Raw genomic sequence first — 21,634 nt, 5'->3', positions numbered from 1 at the left:
ATGAGACACATAATTTCACTATTAATGGAAAACCAACCTGGTGCTCTATCTCGTGTAGTTGGTCTGTTTTCTCAGCGCGGCTACAACATTGAGTCACTGAACGTGTCACCAACGGATGATGAAACACTTTCTCGCTTGAACGTGACGACCACGTCAGATGAAATGCAGCTTGAGCAGATCCAAAAACAGCTGCATAAGCTGATTGATGTGCTTAAAGTGCAAGAGGTATCTGAGCTTGAACACATTGAGCGTGAACTGCTCATGGTTAAGGTGAAAGCGAGTGGTTTTGCTCGTGCAGAAGTGAAGCGTACTGCGGACATTTTCCGAGGTCAGATTGTGGATGTTACGGCTTCTCAATACACCGTACAAATGGCGGGTACCAGTGAAAAGCTGGATGCTTTCATTCAGGCGCTATCTGAAGTCACTGACGTGATAGAGGTTGCGCGTAGTGGTGTGGTAGGTATCGCTCGTGGTGAGCGTGCGCTAAAAGCCTAAATAGTAGATAATAAAAAGGCCGCATTGTTATGTGGCCTTTTTGTGTTTTGTGGTTCGCTAGATTAGTGAAGAATACGAGCGCGGATCGTGCCTTCGATTTTCTTCAGTTTCGCCAACGCCTCTTCAGAGCGAGCCGTTTCAACATCAATCACTACGTAACCCATGTCTGAAGATGTTTGTAGGTACTGACCTGCAATGTTAATCCCTTCTTCGGCAAAGATGGTGTTGATTTGCGTTAGGATACCTGGGCGGTTTTTGTGAATGTGGAGTAGACGAGAGCATTCACGGTGTTCTGGCAATGATACTTCAGGGAAGTTCACACTTGATAGTGTTGAACCATTGTCAGAGTATTTCGCCAGCTTACCCGCTACTTCGACTCCGATGTTCTCTTGAGCTTCTTGCGTAGAACCACCTACGTGAGGAGTCAGGATAACGTTATCAAACTGCATTAACGGTGACTCAAACGGGTCCGCATTGGTTTTTGGCTCGACAGGAAATACGTCAATCGCCGCACCAGCAAGGTGGCCTGACTCTAGAGAAGCACAAAGTGCTGGAATATCGACGACTGTACCGCGCGCGGCATTGATGAAGATAGAGCCCGGCTTCATACGAGCAAACTCTTCTGCACCCATCATATTCTTAGTGCCAGCCGTTTCAGGTACGTGCAAAGAAATGACATCACACTTGTTTAGCAGGTCGCTCATCGTATGTACTTGAGTAGCGTTACCCAACGACAGCTTGTTTTCAATGTCATAGAAGTAAACACGCATACCTAAGTTTTCGGCAATAATACCCAGCTGTGTTCCGATGTGGCCGTAACCAATGATACCTAAGCGCTTACCACGGGCTTCATAAGAGTTATCGGCACTCTTTTTCCAAATTCCTCGGTGCGCCAGTGCGTTTTTCTCTGGAATCCCGCGTAGCAGCAGAAGCACTTGGCCAAGTACTAGTTCAGCAACACTGCGTGTATTTGAGAATGGTGCGTTGAAAACTGGAATACCACGTTCTGCAGCTGCATTGAGATCAACTTGGTTGGTACCAATACAGAAACAACCGATAGCCACTAACTTTTCAGCGGCATCGATAACTTGCTGGGATAGGTTAGTGCGCGAACGAATACCGATAAAGTGAACATCTTTCACCGCTTCAAGTAGTTCTTCTTCTGGAAGAGAGCCCTTGTGGTATTCGATATTGGTATAACCAGCAGCCTGAAGAACTTCTACAGATGATGGATGTAGACCTTCAAGCAAGAGGATCTTAATTTTGTCTTTTTCCAGTGAAACTTTGGCCATTGTCTTCTTCCTTAAAGTGGGGAAATTTGGGCTTAACGGGCGCACATTAAGCAAAAATAGGTAAAGCAAACGTTTTTGTAGGCATTATGTAGCACGCAAACGTTTTCCTTGTGCGTCTTCTGACCATTAAGTTAACAAAAAAAATACAGTTTGGGTAAGAAAATTACGGAATAAGCCATAATTTTTATAGACTAAAATGAAAAAACGGCGCCAATAGGCACCGTTTGTAATGAAACAACAAAAATGAAGGTCTTATTCTTCGATTTTTGCGCCTTCAGGCGTTCCTGTAATGACAACATCTGCGCCGCGATGAGCGAATAGACCAACAGTCACAACACCAGCGATAGCATTGATTTTGTCTTCCAGAGCTTTTGCATCTGTGATTTTCAAACTGTGAACATCAAGAATCACGTTGCCGTTGTCGGTAATAACACCTTCACGGTATACCGGATCTCCGCCTAGTTTCACCAGTTCGCGACCTACGTAAGAGCGCGCCATTGGAATGACTTCAACTGGCAGTGGGAATTCACCCAGTACGTCAACGGCTTTGCTACCATCAACGATACAAACAAACTTATCTGCAATCGCGGCAACGATCTTCTCACGAGTGAGCGCTGCACCACCGCCTTTGATCATGTCACGTGTCGGGTTGATTTCGTCTGCGCCATCTACGTAAACATCAAGGCCTGCGACTTCATTGCAGTCGAATACTTCGATTTCTAGTGCTTTTAAACGTTCTGTTGAGGCTTCTGAGCTTGATACCGCACCTTTGATCTCTTCTTTGATTGAACCTAAAGCGTCGATGAAGTGATTAACAGTAGAGCCTGTACCAACACCTACGATGCTGCCTTTTTCTACATACTTTAGCGCTGCCCAACCAGCGGCTTTTTTCATTTCATCTTGAGTCATGCCTATCTCCTGAGATGTGTGACGGTATTGGATTGAGTCTTACGGCTTGAATGCCGTGTAAGCGGCGTGATTATAGCTAGAATGCGTTAGGATTCCCATTGCCATATTTTGCTTGGCGTCACTATTTTAGGGAGTGGAACATCCCAAGATTCGGTAGGCAGTTGTTCAACGTGTTGGCAGTCGTGTGCTAAACCGAGAGGAACTGGGCCTAAGCCTGTTTTAAACCATCTCTCAAGGGTTCGGTCGTAATAGCCTCCCCCCATCCCCAATCTGTGGCCTTGGGAATCGAATCCGACCAATGGCGTGCAGATTAAGTCGAGGCTGTTAACTGGAGCAATCAGCGTTTGATTTAGCTTAGGTTCAAGAATGCCGTATTTGTTATGTACCATGGGTGTGTCTGGCGTGTAATGCAGGAACAGTAAGTGCCCTTTGGAAAATGGATGCAAAACAGGGAGATAAACGGACCTGCCTTGCTGCCATAGCCATTCGATTAATGGATTGGTATCAATTTCACCATCCGCAGAAAGGTAGACTGCTATACGCTGACAGTGTTCAATTTCTCGAATTGAAGAAAACTGTTGGACGAGTGTTTGCCCTGCTTGAACTTGTTGACGATCACTAAGCTGATTGCGTATGTGACGGATTTGCTTGCGAAAATCTTGTCTTGAGAGAGGCATCCCTTCACCTTATGTGTGAGTAACGACATGGTGAATAGAATAGCGTGATAGGTATCGAGAGGATACCCCAGAGTGCCGTTGAGGATTGTGGCCCTTGAACCAGCTGGTTCAAGGCGGATCAGCAATGATGACCGTAGGCTTCTCGATACGAGCCGAGCTTGCTCAATAGTTATCAAGTACTAACCCTTGGGTATTGCTTATCGGCTCAGGGACTTAAATCCTGCTGACGCACACTCCAGGGTAAATTTTGTCGTGAGTAAAGCTTATTGCTGTCCAGCGTTAACTTTACGTAGTGCATCTTCCAAAGATGCTGAGAGCTGCTCCATTCGCTCTGTTAGCAAGTCCTGTTGATCTTGCTCGGCTCGGTTTTTGGTTCGCAGTTCATAGCAAATGTTCAGTGCTGCAAACTTCAGTAACTGAACTTCGTTAGTGACCTTAGTACGCTCAGTCATCTCTTTCAGTCGATTATCAAGATCTTTTGCCGCTTCAATCAGTGACTCTTCTTGACCCGCAGGGCAATTGACTCGAGTCAGTTTACCTAAAATTTCAACGTCTACCGCTTGATTACTCATGATGGATGAACTCTTTTCGCGCTACTTAAGGGGCTGATAATAATACAACCACCGAGGGGGAAACTATAGGAAAAGCGCCTATAACATTCAAGCTTTTCCCACGGTGGTCATGTAAATGGCAGCTCAATAACACAGATATTGGGCAATTTGAGCAAAAGCTACCCACAATTGCCTCTCTGCCATTTTCGCTCAGTGGGTGAAGTGATACGATTGGATAAATTTGAATTTATTGGGTTGCCCACATGAGTGAAAAAACACTTCCAGATTATCTTTCTTCCGCTTCAACATTACAGTCATCGGCACTGGCGGTAAATCCTGCTGAACTGCACGGACTGATTGCTGGTATGTTGAGTGGTGGCTTGAGCTTGAATGATGATAGTTGGCAACCTCTAATTTTCGACTACACCAATGAAGGTATGGGCTGGCCGGATAAGGCTCTTAAAGTGGCTCAGCAAATTTTGGATGTGACTAAATCTGAGTTAACCGGCAGCAGCATGGAACTGTCAGTACTATTGCCTGATGAAGACGCAAGCGCGAGCTTATTTGATATGGCTGATGGTGTCGCAGATTGGGTCAATCACTTCATTTCTGGTTTAGGCTTAGTCGGAGCAAAAATGAATAAAGCCTCGGCTGATTGTAAAGAAGCGTTGGCTGACCTTGAAGAAATAGCCAAGCTAGGCATCGATGAAGATGATGACATGCAAGAGCAAGCTATTTTGCTTGAGCAAGTGGTTGAGCACGTGAAGGCTTGTGCTCTCACAATTCACGCTGAGTTTGGCGTAAAGCCAAGTAAAGATGCAGAGCCATCACCGACTATTCACTAATCCGATAGGAGCTGGGCTGAATGAAGCAATATGACGTTGTAATTGCTGGCGGTGCGATGGCTGGTGCAACCCTGGCACTCGCCTTAAGCCGAATGAGTTCTGGGGCACTGTCGGTAGCGGTTGTAGAACCGTTCGAAACCGATCATCAATCTCATCCGGGGTTTGATTCTCGTTCTATTGCTTTGTCCTACGGAACCATTGAGGTTCTTAAACAGTTCAAGTTATGGTCAGAAATTCAACCGGTTGCTACAGCGATCGAACATATTCACGTGTCTGATCGCAGTCATGCTGGGATGACGGATATTCGGACCAATGACTTGTCTGTACCCGCACTAGGGTATGTAGTGGAGCTAGCCGACATTGGCCGCATTTACGCAGAGCAGTTGCAGAAAGCGGATAATGTCACCTTTTACTGCCCAGATTCGGTGGCTGAAATTAACCAACAACTCGATACCACTCAGATCAAGCTCTCTAGTGGTGATGAGCTTCAAGCCAAGCTTCTGGTTGCCGCGGATGGCGCTGTGTCGACGTGTTGTCAGCAAATCGGCTTGGAGTTAAATGAGCACGATTTTGAGCAAGTCGCAGTGATTGCCAATATCGTGTCCAGTGAGCCACATGCAGGTCGTGCTTTTGAGCGATTTACTCAGCATGGTCCAGTTGCGCTATTGCCGATGAGTGAAAACCGTTTGTCTTTGGTGTGGTGTTTACCGCCGGAAAGCGCTCAAACTGTCATGGAAATGGACGACGGCGCGTTTTTACACCAGTTGCAAGAAGAATTTGGCTGGCGTTTGGGTAAACTGGAAAAGGTAGGCTCACGCGCGAGTTACCCGCTATTGCTGCGTTATCGAGAACAAAATATCGCTCATCGTTTTGCTATCGTTGGCAATGCGGCGCAAACACTGCACCCTATAGCCGGGCAGGGCTTTAACTTGGGCATACGCGATGTAGCGAGTTTAGCGGAAGAGATTATGGTGCACTCGAACGATATCGGAAGTTATGCTTCGTTAATGTCTTATAAGAAAAGAAGGCAAGGTGATAGAAAAGCAACCATCGAGCTGACATCTAGCCTTGTTCATCTGTTTTCCAACGATTGGCTTGCGACTAGAATCGGTCGAAACTTAGGGCTATTTGCAATGGATAACCTCCCAGCCTTCAAGGCTCCATTACTGCGTCGAACTCTCGGCATTGTAGAACGCTAATTAGCAAAAGGTACAAAATAGAATGATGCAAAGTGTTGATATCGCAATTGTAGGCGGTGGAATGGTTGGCCTTGCACTGGCTGCTGCATTTAAAGATTCTGAATTGAGAATTGCAGTGATTGAAGGGCAACAACCAGATGATCAACTCAACGAATTACCCGATGTTCGTGTTTCTGCTCTGAGCCGCTCAAGCGAAAACATTCTCAAGAATCTAGGTGCTTGGGGTGGCATTATGCAGCGACGTGCTTCGCCGTATTCTGCGATGGAAGTGTGGGAGCAAGACAGTTTCGCTCGTATCGAGTTTAGTGCTAATCAACTCGCTCAGCCTGATTTAGGCCATATTGTTGAAAACAGAGTTATTCAGTTATCTCTACTCGAGCAAGTTAAGCAGCAAAGCAATGTGACTCTGTTTATGCCAGCTAAGTGCGCCACGATGGCGATTGGTGAAAGTGAAGCTTGGTTAACATTAGACAATGGCCAAGCTATTACTGCCAAGCTGGTAGTTGGCGCTGATGGAGCGAACTCTTGGGTTCGCAATCAGCTGGATATTCCTCTCACACATTGGGATTATGGTCATAGTGCAGTGGTTGCAAATATTCGTACTGTTGAGCCACACCAAGCTGTTGCGAGGCAAACTTTTACTCCTCAAGGCCCATTGGCGTTTTTGCCAATGTCGGGCGACAACATGAGCTCTATCGTGTGGTCTACTGAACCTAGCCGCGCAGAGCGTTTAGTCGCGATGTCTCCGAACGAGTTCAATAAAGCACTCACTTCTGAGTTTGATAACCGCTTGGGCTTATGTGAAGTGGTTGGTGAACGTTTCGCATTCCCGTTGAAAATGCGCTACGCACGTGACTTTGCTGTAGAGCGTGTCGCTTTGGTCGGTGATGCTGCTCATACAATTCATCCTCTGGCAGGGCAAGGGGTAAACCTAGGCTTGCTTGATGCAGCCAGTTTGGCACAAGAAGTGTTAGCGCTATGGCATAAGGGTGAAGATTTCGGCAGTAAACGCAATTTACGTGATTATGAGCGCTGGCGAAAAGCAGAGGCGGCGAAAATGATCGCAGCAATGCAAGGATTTAAAGATTTGTTTGAAGGCAATAACCCAGCGAAGAAGCTCATTCGCGGGATTGGAATGAAGCTCGCGGGACAAATTCCAGGCGCCAAAGATGAGATAATGAAACGAGCGTTAGGGTTAAAAGGGAACTTACCAGAGTTAGCTGGTACAAGCTCTGAAGGTTGATAGAAACGGAAAGGGTTGGCAAGTGCCAACCCTTCTAATTTGTGCTTTATGCGAAGAGGTGTGAAGAATTTCGCCTTAGGCGTATGCACAACGAAGTTTCATGATCTCGTTGTTTACCTCTTTTACCGCTTGAAAATGCCTTTTTTCGGCGCGGTCTGGCAAGATGAGTTTACCATTGTCAAATTCAAATTTTCCAACTCCGTAGATGTAGATTCTTCCCTTAAATAAACGACTTACATGTTTAGCAATCATACCTGGTGTATAGCGCTTAAACAGTCTCATATATCTTTCCTTTTATTCTTCTAGCACTGCAGATTATAAAAAAGCCCCGATAATAATATTGTGATGAAGATAGGGGATTATGCAGATTCAACTGATAACCTTGGATATTTGTGCTGCTGTAAGCAGTTTTTTGGAATTATATCCAAGTTTATGTGACAACTTCCTCAAAGTTATCTTTCTATAGGAACCACGGGTGAACCATAGCTCGTGCATATTAAGCCGGAGCTATGTGACAGTTTTAAGAATAGTTGGAAATTTTTAGATTGTGCGAAATTACGGTAAATTTTTTGCATAAAAAAAGCCCGCTTCTAGCGCGGGCGAATAGTCACAGATGCATTACACAAAAAGTGGATGTCCTGAAACAATCAGTGGATTCACTTTTTCGTTGGAGAAGGATCTCAGCAATACTGCTCGATTTGCATCAATTTTAACCAACGAAGATCAGCATACTGCAAAAAACGCCATGTGACTATTTATGTTTTAAAAATGAATAATAATCTAATGGGTGTAATCGATTACCACGAGGCTGATCACATCAAAATGCAATAAATTGGAAAGTTTCACTCATCGCGACAGATTGACGCGAGGGTTGGTTGGCAAAGCCGAAGTAATGAATCGGGAGTCAAAGCAATACCAGCCATGGGGTGACCGCTGCTGATAGTGACCAAGTTGTTATCAAGAAGTTGGGGATCTAAGACAATAGGCATCTCCGTTGCGAGCAATAGTGGCGCTACCGTTCCGACTTGATAACCAGTAATCTGAGGTACGTCTTCAAGGCTAACACAAGTCATTCTTCGGCTCGTTAATACCGAACGTACTTTCTTTGGATCAACCGCTTGATCGCCGGGCACGCACGCTAAGGCATACTGGCCGCCCATGTCTCGCAGCAAAATAGATTTGACCATCTGCTTGGCGTTTATCCCACGCGCGTTGGCCGTTTCTTCAATGGTGAGCGTTGGCTTTTCTTGGAGCAACAGCGTAAAAGGTACCTGCTGTTGCTCAAGATAGCGTGTAAGCTCGGTGGAGAATGGGTTACTCATCGTCTAGCGTGTATGGCAGTGCTTCAAGTGACCACAGCTGATCTGGTTGTTCTGCCAATCGAAGCTGAGTATCTGAATCGAGATCTTTTGAAGCAACAAGAAGGCCAATCGCTTGATTATTGGAGAATTGGTAGCTTGCCAATAATTGACCTGCGCTACGCCAGTTCTCACCCACTGCACGCTCTAGTGATACAGGAGCATCCATGTTCAATGGCTCGCTGGTGGTACCTTTTACAATAAACATCGCGCGTTTGTTCATACCACGATACTTCGCCCTAGCTACGGTTTCCTGACCAGTGTAGCAACCTTTAGAGAAACTAATGCCTCCCAGCGCATCTAAGTTTACCGCTTGTGGTATGTGAGCGTTTTGCTGGTCCTTTTCGATGATTGGTAGTGCCGCTTCAATATCAAAACGTGTCCAGATTGCGGCGTCGGTATTGACTGCATCATGACTCTCTACGACTTTTTGCGCTGCTTCTTCTGTCAGAAGTAGCACCCAGCGTGAACTGTCGACTTTGATTGCGCTACCACCCTCTATTGCACGAACGTTGCCGCGTGATTCTGATAAACCATCAACTAACGTTTGCGCCTGTTCACCAATAACGCCTAGGATGACATCGCTGCTTTGAGCAATATCGACTTTAGAGAATACGGCGTACTTACGAATTTCAGCCAGTTCAACTTCGATCGCTGAGTGCGGCTGAAGCATGGCATAGCCTTGGTTGTGATTGAACAACCTAAAAATACTCCAGACTTTTCCTTTGGCATCACAATGTGCACCCAGTGTTGACTCATCTTCGGTTAAGGTCACTACATCGCAAGTCACTTGTCCTTGTAAGTAAGACTTTTTGTCATCGCCTACTATTGTGATGGCTCCCCAAGTGGTTAGGTGAGACAAAATGAGTGGTGGAAGCGCTTCGTCAGAGGCTATAGAGAACGGAGTGAATGTGTTTTGCCAGTCCATGTATGAGTACCTAATCGCATTTGGTAAAGGGTTGTCGCTATGGTAATCCTGAATGCTCAACCACTTCAAGACGTAGTGAGCAAGTGAGCGATTATCTTTTTGTCGACCAAAGCACGGACTGAGATTTATCCGCTAGATGGTGAGTAGTGAGATTGTTACAATCTGACACGTTAGGATTCAATGTGAGGACGTGGAATGTACACCACAGAAGAGAAAGCTCGTATTAAGTGGGGATGCCGCCGCGGTATGCTCGAGCTAGACGTCGTTATCATGCCTTTTTTTGAAGAGTGCTTTGATGAACTAAATGACAACGAACAGCAGGATTTTGTTTCGTTGCTTGAATGCGATGACCCTGATCTGTTTACATGGATAATGGGCCACGGCCGAAGTGAAAACTTAGGTCATGCGTCAATGGTAGATAAGATTGTCGCTCACAACCTTAGCAAGGTGCGCTAACCTTAACCTAGCCCATTCTTCATACGCCCATTTTGCCAATACTGTTGTACTGGTGTTCGCAATGTGGGCGCTCATTGTTTCGCCAATTCCTCTTGTTATCACGCTATATCTCGCTCTGATAGTCGCTGCGCTTTACCTAAAAGGTGGCTTCTTTCCTGCACCACTGAAGGGAAAACTGACCGTCAAACCCGGTAATATTCTCGAAGTAAATAATCAGTCGAACTCAATTCGTCACGCGCAGTTGGCCTATTCTTGGTTGGCAATTTTAATTACCTATTCGGATGGAAAGCGTTATTGCTTATGGCGAGATAGCCTCTGCGAAGCTGACTATCGTCGAGTGGTGGCGGAACTAAAAAGGGAGCAGTGATGCTCCCTTTATGTTCATTTACTCGGGTTTAAGATTTATGTGGACTTAAAATAGTCGGCCCACTGTCTTCAGCGAGTTCAGGGTAGTCCAAGGTGTAGTGCAGCCCCCGGCTTTCTTTACGTTGCATCGCGCAGCGAACCATTAACTCTGCAACTTGCAATAGGTTACGAAGCTCGAGAAGGTTATTCGATACCTTGAAGTTACTGTAGTACTCATGGGTTTCTTGTTGCAACAGCTGGATGCGTCGTAATGCGCGTTCTAGTCGCTTATCTGTGCGAACGATGCCCATGTAATCCCACATAAACAAACGCAGTTCGTGCCAGTTATGTTGGATTACGACTTCTTCATCAGAACAGCTGACTTGGCTTTCATCCCACGCCGGTAGTGTAGGTGGAAGCTCAGCATTGGCAATTTTCTTGATGATGTCATTGGAAGCAGACCAAGCATAAACCACACACTCTAACAGGGAGTTTGACGCCATTCGGTTAGCACCGTGTAAGCCGGTGTAGCTCACTTCACCAATCGCATACAGCTGAGAAAGGTCTGTTTTACCTTGCTGATTGACGATAACGCCACCACAAGTGTAGTGCGCTGCAGGTACGACAGGAATCGCTTCTTTGGTCATATCAATGCCAAGGTCTTGCAAGCGCATGTGGATGGTCGGAAAATGCTTTTCGATAAAATCAGCGGGCTTGTGGCTGATATCTAAGTACATACAATCAGCACCCAGTCTTTTCATCTCAAAGTCTATCGCTCGAGCAACCACATCACGTGGGGCAAGCTCGCCACGATCATCAAAATCGGGCATAAAGCGTGTGCCATCAGGGCGTTTCAAATATGCGCCTTCACCGCGAAGTGCTTCTGTCAGCAGGAAGTTTCTCGCTTCAGGGTGGAACAAACAGGTTGGGTGGAATTGGTTAAACTCCAAGTTGGCGACGCGACAGCCTGCACGCCAAGCCATTGCAATACCGTCTCCAGATGAGACATCTGGATTAGATGTGTATTGATACACCTTGGAAGCACCACCAGTGGCTAGGACGACAAACTTAGCACGTACTGTTTCGACATGTTCGTCGTTGCGGTTCCAAATGTAAGCCCCGACAACTTTGTTTTTATCACCACCAACTTTATCTTCAGTGATCAGATCTAATGCGTTATGACGCTCTAAAACCGTGATATTTGGGTGGTTGTGCACGTTGTCCTGCAAAGAAGTTTGCATTGCCATGCCAGTTGCATCGGCAGCATGAAGAATTCGCCTGTGGCTATGACCACCTTCGCGCGTTAAATGGTAACGCGGAGATTCATCGCTATCATCATCTTCACGGTCGAAAGGAACGCCGCCATCAATCAACCACTGTACGCAGTCTTTTGCGTTTTCGGCGATAAATTTCACGGTGTCTTCTTCGCAGATCCCTGCACCGGCGATTTGCGTATCTTGCACATGAGATTCGATGCTGTCCGACTCATCGAATACGGCGGCAATACCACCTTGTGCGTAATAGGTTGCACCTTCACTACGTGGGCCCTTACTCAGCACGATAACTTTGCCATGCTCAGCGACACGTAAAGCCAGTGACAAACCCGCTGCGCCACTGCCCACCACTAACACATCACATTGATGTTCACGGTTTGCGTTCATAAAAGTATTAAAATCCCGAACTATATTAGAGTCGTCCAACTCTCTATTAACTACGCCAAATAGCGTTTACTGCTGGTATATTACCACTACTGCTGATGCAATACTTTGTAAATACCATTGCTTTTCACCGCTTTCATCCCCAGTATTTGAGCAACCAATTAGTGACGATTACATCACACTGCCCAAAATAAAGAGTAATTTATTTGAGAAAGGGTGGAACTTTCTTACATTCACTGAGTCACAATAGTGCTCATGTAAGCGGTGGTGTCAATACTACATTTTGCATAATTAATGCTCATATCTGTGAGGATAAGAGTAAATAACAATAGGAGTACACGCTCGAATGAACGAGCAGCTGACCGATCAAGTATTGATTGAGCGAGTTCAGAGTGGAGATAAGCAAGCTTTTAACCTATTGGTTTTACGATACCAAAATAAAGTGTGCAACCTTATCTCTCGGTATGTGAGCAATTCTGGAGATGTAGCCGATGTAGCCCAAGAGGCTTTCATAAAGGCATATAGGGCGATCCCTACTTTTCGTGGTGAGAGCGCCTTCTATACTTGGTTATATCGAATTGCCGTAAATACCGCTAAGAATCACATTGTTGCACAGAGCAGAAGGCCACCTGCAAGCGATGTTGATGCTGAAGAAGCTGAATATTACGAAACGGGAAGTGCGTTAAAAGAAATATCGAACCCTGAGAACTTAACGTTGTCGAAAGAACTGAAACAAGTTGTTTTCAGTGCGATAGAAGCACTTCCTGAAGATTTAAAAACCGCGATGACCTTGCGAGAGCTTGACGGCTTAAGCTATGAGGAAATTGCTGAAGTAATGGATTGCCCCGTAGGAACGGTGCGTTCGCGTATCTTCCGAGCTCGTGAGGCGGTGGAAAAGAAAATCAAACCTCTTTTGCAACGCTAGAACCAGTAATTACTATGGTGAAAATAATGGCTGACAAAGAAAAACTTTCAGCACTCATGGATGGAGAAACGATCGATAAAGTTCTAATTTCAGAATTGGAGCACGATCAAGAAAGCCTACAAACGTGGAAAAATTACCATTTGATTGGTGATGTGATGCGTGGCGATGCCCCGGAAAAGCCGGAGTGGAATATTGCTGAAAGTGTTGCATTGGCGCTCGAAGATGAACCAGCGCATAGTGCGTTGAATCAAAGTAGTGTTGCGGAAGTGGCAACACCACATATCGAGTCGCAACCAACACCTGCTCAAGCGAAGCGTCAGCTTCCTGCTTGGTTAGCGCAATTTGGTCAAGTTGCTGTGGCTGCTTGTGTATCTTTAGCGGTTATTCTTGGTGTTCAGCAATACGGTGGAAGCGATTCCGCTCAGCCAGCTGCCGACCAACTGCCTGTGTTAGAAACCATTCCGTTTTCGGGTAGTGCAGAGCCTGTGAGCTTAACAAGAGAGTCGGTTGAAAAATCTAACAATAACGTTAATGTGCAAGAACAAAGACGCCGAGTGAATGCTCTGCTGCAAGACTACGAATTACAGCTTCGCCTAAATAGCGAAGGTGAAAAAGCGGATTTCGATCATATAGAACCGGTAGTTGAATGAAAAAATTTCTGATCAGTGCTCTGACGCTGTTCAGCTTGAATACAACCAATGCCTTTGCAGAGCAAACGCCTGCAGAGGCTTTGTTGCTTCAAATGAACGAAGCGAGTCAGCATTTAAATTACGAGCTCTCCTATATCCTTATCAAAAAGAACAGCATTGAACCGCTGTTGTATCGTCACGCTCGTCAAGACTCCCAACAATTAGCCCATCTTGTGTACCTTAGCGGCCCAGTAAGAGAAGTGATAAGGCGTGGTTCTGAAATTAGCTATATTGAACCGGGTACCGACCCATTTACGATTGAATCAGGGCAGATGGTTGCTCCAACGATCCCTTTGCTAAATAGCGATGTAGGTGAGCTGAGCGAATTCTACGACTTTATTCAAGTGGGTCGCGCGCGCGAAGCTGGTGCTGCATGTCAGGTATTGAGAGTTGTGCCAAAAGATGGCTTAAGGTACTCGTACGTATTATGGGTCGATGAAAAGACTAAACTGCCATTGCGCGCAGATTTGGTTGACCGAGATGGCGAGGTGCTAGAACAGTACCGTACCATTTCTTATTCTATCAATGATCAAATTGCGAATATCTTAGACGGTCTTAATGAAGTACAGTTGCCAGAGGTACTGTCTTTGCCAAAAGGTAATGTCAAACAAACTGACTGGAGTGTTGGTTGGATCCCGAACGGTTTTGAAGCGAAAGATCTAAATCGTTACCGTATGGCCAATACCGATCGTATGGTAGAGAGCCAAGTGTATAGTGATGGCTTATTCAGTTTCTCTGTATATGTGTCCGACAGCGATAACAATTCATTGCGCGGTCAGTTGGTAAGACAGGGCAGACGCACTTTGCATAGCTTTGTGCAAGGTGATGCCGAAGTTTCTGTGATTGGCGATATTCCGCCAGCAACTGCAAAGCGTATTGCGCAGTCAGTGACTTTCCAACCTCAGCCTCAACCTGAGACCTCAACCCAATGATGACAGCATTGGCGACAGTGGCTTCCGTAGAGCATGATTCGAAAGGGTATCGTGTAGAGCTTAGTTGCGAACAGCAAACGAGTTGTAGTAGTTGCTCGTCGCAAAAAAGCTGTGGTACAGGCATTGTATCAAAGGCAGTAGGAAATAAGGCTCTATCTTGGCAGCTCACCACCCAGAAAGGGGTGTCCAAAGGTGAAGTTGTCGAGATTGGCTTTCCTGAAAAGAGCTTGATTCAATCCGCTGCTGTTGTCTATATCGTTCCATTATTGATGATGATGTTTGGTGCCCTGATTGGTCAGTGGTTGCTGGCCCCCGTGTTTTCAATGGGGGAAGGAATCGTCATTTTATCATCGGTTTTGTTCGCTTGGGGTGGGTTTACCATCGCTAAGCGTTTAGCAACAAAACTTGAGCAAGCCTCTAAGCAGCAAGTCATTTTACTTCGTGTTCTAGGAAAGCCACTCACCTAGCCAGCAAATAATGGTGCGAACCGCCTAGAAATTGGGTAGAATCTGCCAACTTGATTGAAATGCCGTCAAAAGACGGCTTTCTTATTTATCCTTATAGCAACGAGTTAATTCACACCAAATCATGAAGCACATTCGTAATTTTTCGATTATCGCCCACATCGACCATGGTAAGTCGACCCTATCTGACCGTCTAATCCAAGTTTGTGGTGGATTGAGCGACCGTGAAATGGCTGCGCAGGTTCTTGATTCTATGGACCTTGAGCGTGAGCGCGGTATCACCATCAAATCTCAGAGTGTGACACTGAACTACACTGCCAAAGATGGTGAAACGTATCAGCTTAACTTCATCGATACTCCAGGACACGTAGACTTCGCGTACGAAGTATCACGCTCTCTCGCTGCCTGTGAAGGCGCATTGTTGGTTGTTGATGCTGGACAAGGTGTTGAAGCGCAAACTCTTGCGAACTGTTATACCGCGATCGAAATGGATCTAGAGGTAGTGCCAATTTTGAACAAAATTGACTTACCAGCAGCAGATCCAGAGCGCGTAGCAGAAGAGATCGAAGAAATCGTAGGTATTGATGCGATGGAAGCGACTCGTTGTAGTGCGAAAACAGGTATTGGCGTCGACGATGTTCTAGAAAACATTGTTTCTGCTATTCCTGCGCCTGAAGGCGATCCTGAAGCGCCGCTACAAGCACTGATTATTGACTCATGGTTTGATAACTACCTTGGTGTTGTTTCTTTAGTTCGTATCAAAAACGGTGAGCTGAAGAAGAATGACAAGATCAAAGTTATGAGCACTGGCCAAGTGTGGGGTGTTGATCGCCTAGGTATCTTCACACCGAAACAAGTAGATACTGATGTTCTACGTACTGGCGAAGTAGGCTGGGTTGTGTGTGGTATCAAGGACATTCTTGGCGCACCTGTAGGTGATACGCTAACACTATCCAAGAACGGTTGTGAAACAGCACTACCAGGCTTTAAGAAAGTTAAGCCTCAGGTGTACGCAGGTTTATTCCCGGTATCTTCTGACGATTACGAAAATTTCCGTGATGCGTTAGGTAAACTGAGCTTGAACGATGCGTCTCTGTTCTATGAACCAGAAAACTCAGCAGCACTTGGCTTTGGCTTCCGCTGTGGATTCCTTGGTATGTTGCACATGGAGATCATCCAAGAACGCCTAGAGCGTGAATACGATCTCGACTTGATCACAACGGCACCAACAGTAGTTTATGAAGTTGAAGAAACTAACGGTAATTTACTATACGTAGATAGCCCAGCCAAGCTCCCAGCGGTTAATGATATTGAAGAAATTCGTGAGCCGATTGCACGTTGTAATATTCTGGTTCCTTCAGAGTATTTAGGTAACGTAATTACGCTTTGTGTTGAGAAACGTGGCGTTCAGGTAGATATGGTTTACCACGGTAACCAAGTTGCTGTGACATACGATATCCCGATGGCTGAAGTGGTATTGGATTTCTTCGACCGTCTGAAGTCAACCTCACGTGGCTATGCATCGCTAGACTACAACTTCCAGCGCTTTGAAGCGTCAAATATGGTTCGTGTTGATGTTCTACTTAACGGTGATACCGTTGATGCACTTGCGATGATCACCCATAAAGACCAGTCGCAAACTCGTGGTCGTCAACTTGTTGAGAAGATGAAGGAATTCATCCCTCGCCAAATGTTCGATATTGCTATTCAGGCAGCGATCGGTAACCACATCATTGCACGTTCAACGGTTAAACAGCTACGTAAGAACGTAATCGCGAAGTGTTACGGTGGTGACGTGAGTCGTAAGAAAAAGCTACTGAAGAAGCAGAAAGAAGGTAAAAAACGCATGAAGCAGATCGGTAACGTTGAGCTGCCACAAGAAGCGTTCCTCGCAATTCTTCACGTAGGCAAAGATTAGAGTTGAACTTAATTCGACTTGAGTCTGTCATAAGACGTTAGATATTCAATAAGTGAAAGGGTTTCGGCTCTTTCACTTTCGTATTTTTTAGATAAGGGAATTCAATGGCGAATACATTTTCACTTATTCTGGTTCTTGTAACGCTTGTGACCGGTGTTGTTTGGGCGCTAGAGAAATTCGTTTGGGGTAAGAAGCGTCTGCAGAAAGTTGCTGAAGTGGAAGCTCAAACTAATGGTTTAGATGCTGCGTTAGTGGAAAAAGTAAAAGCGCAACCGTGGTGGATTGAGAACAGCGTGTCCATCTTCCCTGTGATTGCATTCGTGTTGGTACTGCGTTCTTTTATCTATGAACCGTTTCAGATCCCTTCTGGTTCAATGATGCCAACTCTGCTGGTGGGTGACTTCATCCTAGTTGAGAAGTATGCCTACGGGATTAAAGACCCTGTTTGGCGCTCTGAGCTGATTGAAACAGGTAAACCTGAGCGTGGTGATATTGCGGTATTTAAATACCCACCTCAACCAAACATTGACTACATTAAGCGTGTTGTTGGTTTGCCTGGTGATACAGTTCGCTACAGCAGTAAAAAAGAAATCTGCATTCAGCCAAAAGGTGAAAGCAGTTGTACTCAAGTGAAGTTGTCTAATGTCGAAGAAAGTCCATTTATCCAAAACGGTATTCCTTTGATTCAACTTGACGAAAAACTGGGTGAGGTTGGACACCAAATCCTAGTAAACCCACTTCGTGGTGATCGTGTTGAAGCGTATCAGCCTCGTAGCGGCGTTAATGAGTGGGTTGTTCCTGAAGGGCAGTACTTTGTAATGGGTGATAACCGTGACAACAGTGCGGATAGCCGTTACTGGGGTTTTGTACCGGAGGCTAACCTTGTGGGTAAAGCTGTCGGTATCTGGATTAGCTTTGAGTTTGAACGCGGCGCTGACAGTGTTCTACCATCGTGGATCCCAACTGGTGTGCGTTTCAACCGCATTGGTGGTATTAACTAATTCTCTTCCTTGTTGGCGTTGCAGTATTGATGAGTTAAATCAGCGCTGCAATGCCAGTTGCGTATCGAGAATTAAACATAAATTAATGAGAGAGCATGAATTCTCCAATTGAAAAGTTAGAAAGAAAAATTGGCTACCAGTTTAATAGTGCTGAGCTAATTAACCTGGCACTGACTCACCGTAGTGCGAATGGTAAACACAATGAACGTCTTGAGTTTCTGGGCGATTCAATTTTAAGTTTTGTTATTGCTGATGACCTGTATCACCGCTTCCCTAAGGTGAATGAGGGAGACATGAGCCGCATGCGTGCAACGCTAGTTCGCGGCAATACATTGGCGGAACTAGGTCGTGAATTCGAACTAGGAGATTACTTAAAATTAGGTCCAGGTGAGTTAAAAAGTGGTGGTTTCCGCCGCGACTCAATTTTGGCTGATGCAGTAGAAGCGATAATTGGCGCTATTTACTTAGACAGTGATATTGAGAAAGTCCGCTCGATTGTATTGAGTTGGTATCAAACTCGCCTTGAAGAGATCAAGCCAGGTGTCTCGCAAAAAGACCCGAAAACACGTTTACAAGAGTTCCTGCAAGGTAGAAGAAAACCGCTACCTGTCTATACAGTGACTAATATTAAAGGTGAAGCACACAACCAAGAGTTCACGGTTGCGTGTGAAGTCGCAGGAATAGGACAGCCTGTAATCGGTAAAGGTACAAGCCGCCGCAAGGCAGAGCAAGCGGCTGCTGAAACTGCTCTGGAGCAGTTAGTCAATCAGAGTAATAGCTAAATGTCTGATAACGAATTTGATATCGACGCGTACTTTGCGTCGAGTGGTGAAGAAACTTCACCAGAAAACCAACACTGTGGCTTTGTGGCTATTGTTGGTCGTCCAAATGTGGGTAAATCGACACTACTGAATAAGATTTTAGGTCAGAAGATCTCGATTACATCGCGTAAGCCTCAAACGACACGTCACCGTATAATGGGTGTGGACACTGAAGGTGATTACCAAGCGATTTTCGTTGATACCCCAGGGCTTCACATTGAGGAGAAGCGTGCCATCAACCGTTTGATGAACCGTGCGGCAAACTCTTCTTTAAGTGATGTAAACCTAGTGTTCTTCCTTGTAGATGGTACTCACTGGACTAAAGACGACGAAATGGTGCTAACCAAGCTGCAGAAGTCGAACTTCCCTGTGGTTCTGTGTGTCAACAAAGTAGACAACGTTCAAGACCGTAATGACGTGATGCTGCACATGCAGGAAATGTCCACTAAGATGGACTTCGTTGATGTTGTGCCTATCTCTGCTAAACATGGTAAGAACATTGATGTATTGCGTAAGCACGTACGTGAACACTTACCGAAAGCGACTCACCACTTTCCAGAAGAGTATGTGACTGATCGCTCTCAGCGTTTTATGGCATCAGAAATTTTGCGTGAAAAGCTCATGCGCTTTACCGGCGATGAGCTACCGTATTCAGTCACGGTTGAGATCGAGCGTTTCGATTACAACCCAGATACTGATGGCTTCCACATCAATGGCCTGATTCTGGTTGAGCGTAGCGGACAGAAGAAAATGGTAATTGGTAAAGGCGGGGAGAAGATCAAAACGATTGGTCGTGAAGCTCGCTTAGACATGGAAGAGCTATTTGGACGTAAGGTTTACCTAGAAACTTGGGTGAAAGTGAAATCAGGTTGGGCGGATGACGAACGTGCATTACGCTCACTAGGCTACATCGACGACTTATAATCGCGTAGCTAGTTAGCCTTTATCCACTTAAATTGGGTATAAATTGTTTTTCTACTGTAAAAGAGAGAGTATAAACTCTCTCTTTTTGTATCTGTAAGGGTATCCGTGAGCGATGGTCCAAGAGACGGTTTGCAGCGCTGCTTTGTGCTGCACCGACGTCCATACAGCGAATCAAGTTTAATCCTCGATGTATTTAGCGAGGAGTATGGTCGTATTACTCTGATGTCTAAGGGAGCGCGTAGCAAACGTTCGAACCTTAAAGGTGCTTTGCAGCCATTTACACCATTGTTGTTGAAGTGGTCTGGAAACGGCTCAATGAAGACATTACGCCAAGCAGAACCTATTAGCCTTGGTTTGCCGCTTACAGGTATCAACCTTTATTCGGCAATGTACATCAATGAGTTGGTAGGGCGCGTATTAATGGCGGAAGTCGCGATGCCAGCTTTGTTTCATGACTATTTGCATGCACTGACTGAACTGGCCCAAGCTGACAATCCAGAGCCTGCTCTGAGGCGTTTTGAGTTAGCGTTACTTTCTGCCATGGGCTATGGAGTGGATTTTTTGCATTGTGCGGGAACGGGTGAACCCGTTGACCCAGACATGACCTATCGCTACAGAGAGCAAAAAGGTTTTATCGCATCGGTACGCAGAGACAACTTAACTTTCCTTGGTAATGAGCTGATTGCTATCAGTGAGCGTCGCTTTGTGACCAAGGAGCAACTAAAAGCGGCAAAACGCTTTACACGTATAGCATTAAAGCCGTATCTTGGCGGCAAACCATTAAAAAGCAGGGAACTGTTTCTTCCAAAAGCAGGCCTTCCCGGAGCACGGAGTATTGGAAAATGAGCTCAATCTACTTAGGTGTTAACATCGATCATATTGCGACTTTACGTAACGCTCGCGGGACAAAATATCCAGACCCTGTTCACGCAGCAGAAATCGCTGAGCGTGCAGGCGCGGATGGTATTACGATTCACCTACGTGAAGACCGTCGTCACATTGTTGATCGCGATGTTCGAGTCCTACGTGAAACTCTTCAGACACGTATGAATCTTGAAATGGCCGTGACTGATGAGATGGTAGATATTGCTCTGCAAACCAAACCTGAGTTTGTTTGTTTAGTGCCAGAAAAGCGTGAAGAACTGACGACTGAAGGCGGCTTAGATGTGGCCGGTCAACTTGAAAAAGTGAAAGCGGCAACCGAGAAACTGACTGAAGCAGGTATCAAGGTTTCACTGTTTATTGATGCCGACCGTCAACAGATTGATGCTGCAAAAGCGTGTGGTGCTCCTTATATTGAGCTTCATACGGGTCACTACGCCGATGCGACCACAGAAGAAGATCAACAAGACGAACTGAAGAAAATTGCAGCGGGTGCTAGCTATGCCGCAGACTTAGGTATTACGGTTAATGCTGGCCATGGATTGACTTACCACAATGTGGCTCCAATTGCGGCACTGCCTGAAATCTATGAGCTAAACATTGGTCACTCGATCATGGGGCGCGCGATGTTTGACGGTTTGCAAAAAGCGGTAGCAGACATGAAAGCGATCATGGATGCAGCGCGTAAGTAAGGGTAGCAGGACAAAGCAATGGCAGTGGTAGGTTTAGGTACAGACATCGCTGAGATAGAGCGGATTGAAAAAGCGCTAGCGCGTACGGGAGAAGCATTCGCTCGTCGCATTCTTACCGAGTCTGAAATGGAAACCTTCACTGGCCTTAAACAACAAGGCCGCTTTTTGGCAAAGCGATTCGCAGCTAAAGAAGCGGCTTCTAAAGCGCTTGGAACGGGCATTGCCCACGGTGTTTCTTTCCAAGACTTTACGATTGCCAATGACCAAAATGGCAAACCGATATTATCCTTATCAAACAAAGCACTAGATATTGCTCAAGGCATGAAAGTGCAAAATATCCATTTAACCATTTCTGATGAGCGCCATTATGCAGTGGCGACTGTGCTACTTGAGTCCTAATATTTGTCTTATAAGCATTGTTTGAGTAGGC

General features: G+C 45.7%; 25 protein-coding genes and 1 other RNA gene. 17 read left to right on the top strand and 9 right to left on the bottom strand.

Annotated elements, in window-relative coordinates; all coding sequences use genetic code 11:
- Window positions 1-495: an acetolactate synthase small subunit gene (gene ilvN, locus J4N42_RS12130; RefSeq protein ID WP_252028295.1), complete on the top strand. Its 495-nt coding sequence runs from the start codon at window positions 1-3 to the stop codon at window positions 493-495.
- A gap of 62 nt (window positions 496-557) precedes the next feature.
- Here ilvN and serA read toward each other — a convergent pair whose 3' ends face one another.
- The 5 genes from serA to zapA form a co-directional block, all read right to left on the bottom strand.
- Entirely contained in the window at window positions 558-1,787 is a 1,230-nt protein-coding gene (serA, locus tag J4N42_RS12125; RefSeq protein ID WP_252028293.1) for a phosphoglycerate dehydrogenase, read from the bottom strand.
- A 252-nt stretch (window positions 1,788-2,039) separates the two neighbouring features.
- Complete coding sequence (rpiA, locus tag J4N42_RS12120) at window positions 2,040-2,696, bottom strand: ribose-5-phosphate isomerase RpiA (RefSeq protein WP_252028291.1); 657 nt, start codon at window positions 2,694-2,696, stop codon at window positions 2,040-2,042.
- An 86-nt stretch (window positions 2,697-2,782) separates the two neighbouring features.
- Window positions 2,783-3,373 carry a 5-formyltetrahydrofolate cyclo-ligase gene (locus tag J4N42_RS12115; protein WP_252028289.1) on the bottom strand — a complete coding sequence of 197 codons (591 nt, stop codon included), beginning with the start codon at window positions 3,371-3,373 and terminating at the stop codon, window positions 2,783-2,785.
- A gap of 60 nt (window positions 3,374-3,433) precedes the next feature.
- Window positions 3,434-3,618, bottom strand: a non-coding RNA gene (ssrS, locus tag J4N42_RS12110) — 6S RNA.
- A gap of 18 nt (window positions 3,619-3,636) precedes the next feature.
- Entirely contained in the window at window positions 3,637-3,945 is a 309-nt protein-coding gene (zapA, locus tag J4N42_RS12105; protein ID WP_252028287.1) for a cell division protein ZapA, read from the bottom strand.
- 242 nt (window positions 3,946-4,187) lie between these two features.
- Between zapA and J4N42_RS12100 the strand changes: the two genes are divergently transcribed.
- From J4N42_RS12100 to J4N42_RS12090, 3 genes are read left to right on the top strand one after another with little or no spacing between them, the layout of a single operon-like run.
- Window positions 4,188-4,769 carry a YecA/YgfB family protein gene (locus J4N42_RS12100; RefSeq protein ID WP_252028285.1) on the top strand — a complete coding sequence of 194 codons (582 nt, stop codon included), beginning with the start codon at window positions 4,188-4,190 and terminating at the stop codon, window positions 4,767-4,769.
- Window positions 4,770-4,789: 20 nt separating this feature from the next.
- Window positions 4,790-5,968 carry a 2-octaprenyl-6-methoxyphenyl hydroxylase gene (ubiH, locus tag J4N42_RS12095; protein WP_252028283.1) on the top strand — a complete coding sequence of 393 codons (1,179 nt, stop codon included), beginning with the start codon at window positions 4,790-4,792 and terminating at the stop codon, window positions 5,966-5,968.
- 22 nt (window positions 5,969-5,990) lie between these two features.
- Window positions 5,991-7,211 (top strand): FAD-dependent 2-octaprenylphenol hydroxylase, encoded by a 1,221-nt coding sequence (locus J4N42_RS12090; protein ID WP_252028281.1) that lies wholly within the window; start codon window positions 5,991-5,993, stop codon window positions 7,209-7,211.
- A 75-nt stretch (window positions 7,212-7,286) separates the two neighbouring features.
- Here the strand turns inward: J4N42_RS12090 and J4N42_RS12085 are convergent, their stop codons facing one another.
- The 3 genes from J4N42_RS12085 to ygfZ all read right to left on the bottom strand — a co-directional run bounded on the left by J4N42_RS12085 (window position 7,287) and on the right by ygfZ (window position 9,497).
- On the bottom strand, window positions 7,287-7,493 hold the full coding sequence (locus J4N42_RS12085; protein ID WP_252028279.1) for a DUF1107 domain-containing protein: 207 nt from the start codon (window positions 7,491-7,493) through the stop codon (window positions 7,287-7,289).
- Between the two features lie 560 nt (window positions 7,494-8,053).
- A complete protein-coding gene (locus J4N42_RS12080; RefSeq protein ID WP_252028277.1) occupies window positions 8,054-8,533 on the bottom strand; it encodes an aminoacyl-tRNA deacylase in 480 nt (159 codons plus the stop codon).
- Complete coding sequence (gene ygfZ / locus J4N42_RS12075) at window positions 8,526-9,497, bottom strand: tRNA-modifying protein YgfZ (RefSeq protein ID WP_252028275.1); 972 nt, start codon at window positions 9,495-9,497, stop codon at window positions 8,526-8,528. The genes J4N42_RS12080 and ygfZ overlap by 8 nt, the downstream gene beginning before the upstream one ends.
- 195 nt (window positions 9,498-9,692) lie before the next feature.
- Between ygfZ and J4N42_RS12070 the strand changes: the two genes are divergently transcribed.
- Window positions 9,693-9,953: an FAD assembly factor SdhE gene (locus tag J4N42_RS12070; protein WP_252028273.1), complete on the top strand. Its 261-nt coding sequence runs from the start codon at window positions 9,693-9,695 to the stop codon at window positions 9,951-9,953.
- On the top strand, window positions 9,922-10,320 hold the full coding sequence (locus tag J4N42_RS12065; protein ID WP_353505332.1) for a protein YgfX: 399 nt from the start codon (window positions 9,922-9,924) through the stop codon (window positions 10,318-10,320). The genes J4N42_RS12070 and J4N42_RS12065 overlap by 32 nt, the downstream gene beginning before the upstream one ends.
- 28 nt (window positions 10,321-10,348) lie before the next feature.
- On the opposite strand, the gene nadB is transcribed toward J4N42_RS12065, so the two are convergent.
- Window positions 10,349-11,959: an L-aspartate oxidase gene (nadB, locus tag J4N42_RS12060; protein ID WP_252028269.1), complete on the bottom strand. Its 1,611-nt coding sequence runs from the start codon at window positions 11,957-11,959 to the stop codon at window positions 10,349-10,351.
- A gap of 343 nt (window positions 11,960-12,302) precedes the next feature.
- Between nadB and rpoE the strand changes: the two genes are divergently transcribed.
- From rpoE to acpS, 11 genes are all read left to right on the top strand, one after another.
- A complete protein-coding gene (gene rpoE, locus J4N42_RS12055) occupies window positions 12,303-12,881 on the top strand; it encodes an RNA polymerase sigma factor RpoE (RefSeq protein WP_252028267.1) in 579 nt (192 codons plus the stop codon).
- 14 nt (window positions 12,882-12,895) lie between these two features.
- On the top strand, window positions 12,896-13,531 hold the full coding sequence (locus J4N42_RS12050; RefSeq protein WP_252028266.1) for an RseA family anti-sigma factor: 636 nt from the start codon (window positions 12,896-12,898) through the stop codon (window positions 13,529-13,531).
- The gene (gene rseB / locus J4N42_RS12045; RefSeq protein WP_252028264.1) at window positions 13,528-14,502 is read left to right on the top strand and encodes a sigma-E factor regulatory protein RseB; all 975 of its coding nucleotides are present in this window, start codon (window positions 13,528-13,530) and stop codon (window positions 14,500-14,502) included. Before J4N42_RS12050 ends, rseB begins: the two co-directional genes overlap by 4 nt.
- Window positions 14,499-14,969, top strand: coding sequence for a SoxR reducing system RseC family protein (locus J4N42_RS12040; protein WP_252028262.1), 471 nt, complete (start codon window positions 14,499-14,501; stop codon window positions 14,967-14,969). The genes rseB and J4N42_RS12040 overlap by 4 nt, the downstream gene beginning before the upstream one ends.
- A 121-nt stretch (window positions 14,970-15,090) precedes the next feature.
- Window positions 15,091-16,884: a translation elongation factor 4 gene (gene lepA, locus J4N42_RS12035; RefSeq protein ID WP_252028260.1), complete on the top strand. Its 1,794-nt coding sequence runs from the start codon at window positions 15,091-15,093 to the stop codon at window positions 16,882-16,884.
- Window positions 16,885-16,988: 104 nt separating this feature from the next.
- Entirely contained in the window at window positions 16,989-17,885 is an 897-nt protein-coding gene (lepB, locus tag J4N42_RS12030; RefSeq protein WP_252028258.1) for a signal peptidase I, read from the top strand.
- Window positions 17,886-17,980: 95 nt separating this feature from the next.
- On the top strand, window positions 17,981-18,667 hold the full coding sequence (gene rnc, locus J4N42_RS12025; protein ID WP_252028256.1) for a ribonuclease III: 687 nt from the start codon (window positions 17,981-17,983) through the stop codon (window positions 18,665-18,667).
- Window positions 18,668-19,630: a GTPase Era gene (gene era, locus J4N42_RS12020; protein ID WP_252028254.1), complete on the top strand. Its 963-nt coding sequence runs from the start codon at window positions 18,668-18,670 to the stop codon at window positions 19,628-19,630.
- A 105-nt stretch (window positions 19,631-19,735) separates the two neighbouring features.
- The gene (gene recO, locus J4N42_RS12015) at window positions 19,736-20,476 is read left to right on the top strand and encodes a DNA repair protein RecO (RefSeq protein ID WP_252028253.1); all 741 of its coding nucleotides are present in this window, start codon (window positions 19,736-19,738) and stop codon (window positions 20,474-20,476) included.
- Window positions 20,473-21,204 (top strand): pyridoxine 5'-phosphate synthase, encoded by a 732-nt coding sequence (pdxJ, locus tag J4N42_RS12010; protein ID WP_252028251.1) that lies wholly within the window; start codon window positions 20,473-20,475, stop codon window positions 21,202-21,204. The genes recO and pdxJ overlap by 4 nt, the downstream gene beginning before the upstream one ends.
- Before the next feature lie 18 nt (window positions 21,205-21,222).
- Window positions 21,223-21,603 carry a holo-ACP synthase gene (gene acpS / locus J4N42_RS12005; RefSeq protein WP_252028250.1) on the top strand — a complete coding sequence of 127 codons (381 nt, stop codon included), beginning with the start codon at window positions 21,223-21,225 and terminating at the stop codon, window positions 21,601-21,603.
- The last annotated feature ends 31 nt before the right edge of the window (window positions 21,604-21,634 follow it).

This window comes from Vibrio sp. SCSIO 43135, assembly GCF_023716665.1.
GTDB classification, from domain to species: Bacteria; Pseudomonadota; Gammaproteobacteria; order Enterobacterales; family Vibrionaceae; genus Vibrio; species Vibrio paucivorans.
Note: the sequence above shows the minus strand (reverse complement) of the source record. Positions and strands in the feature narration are given on the sequence as shown.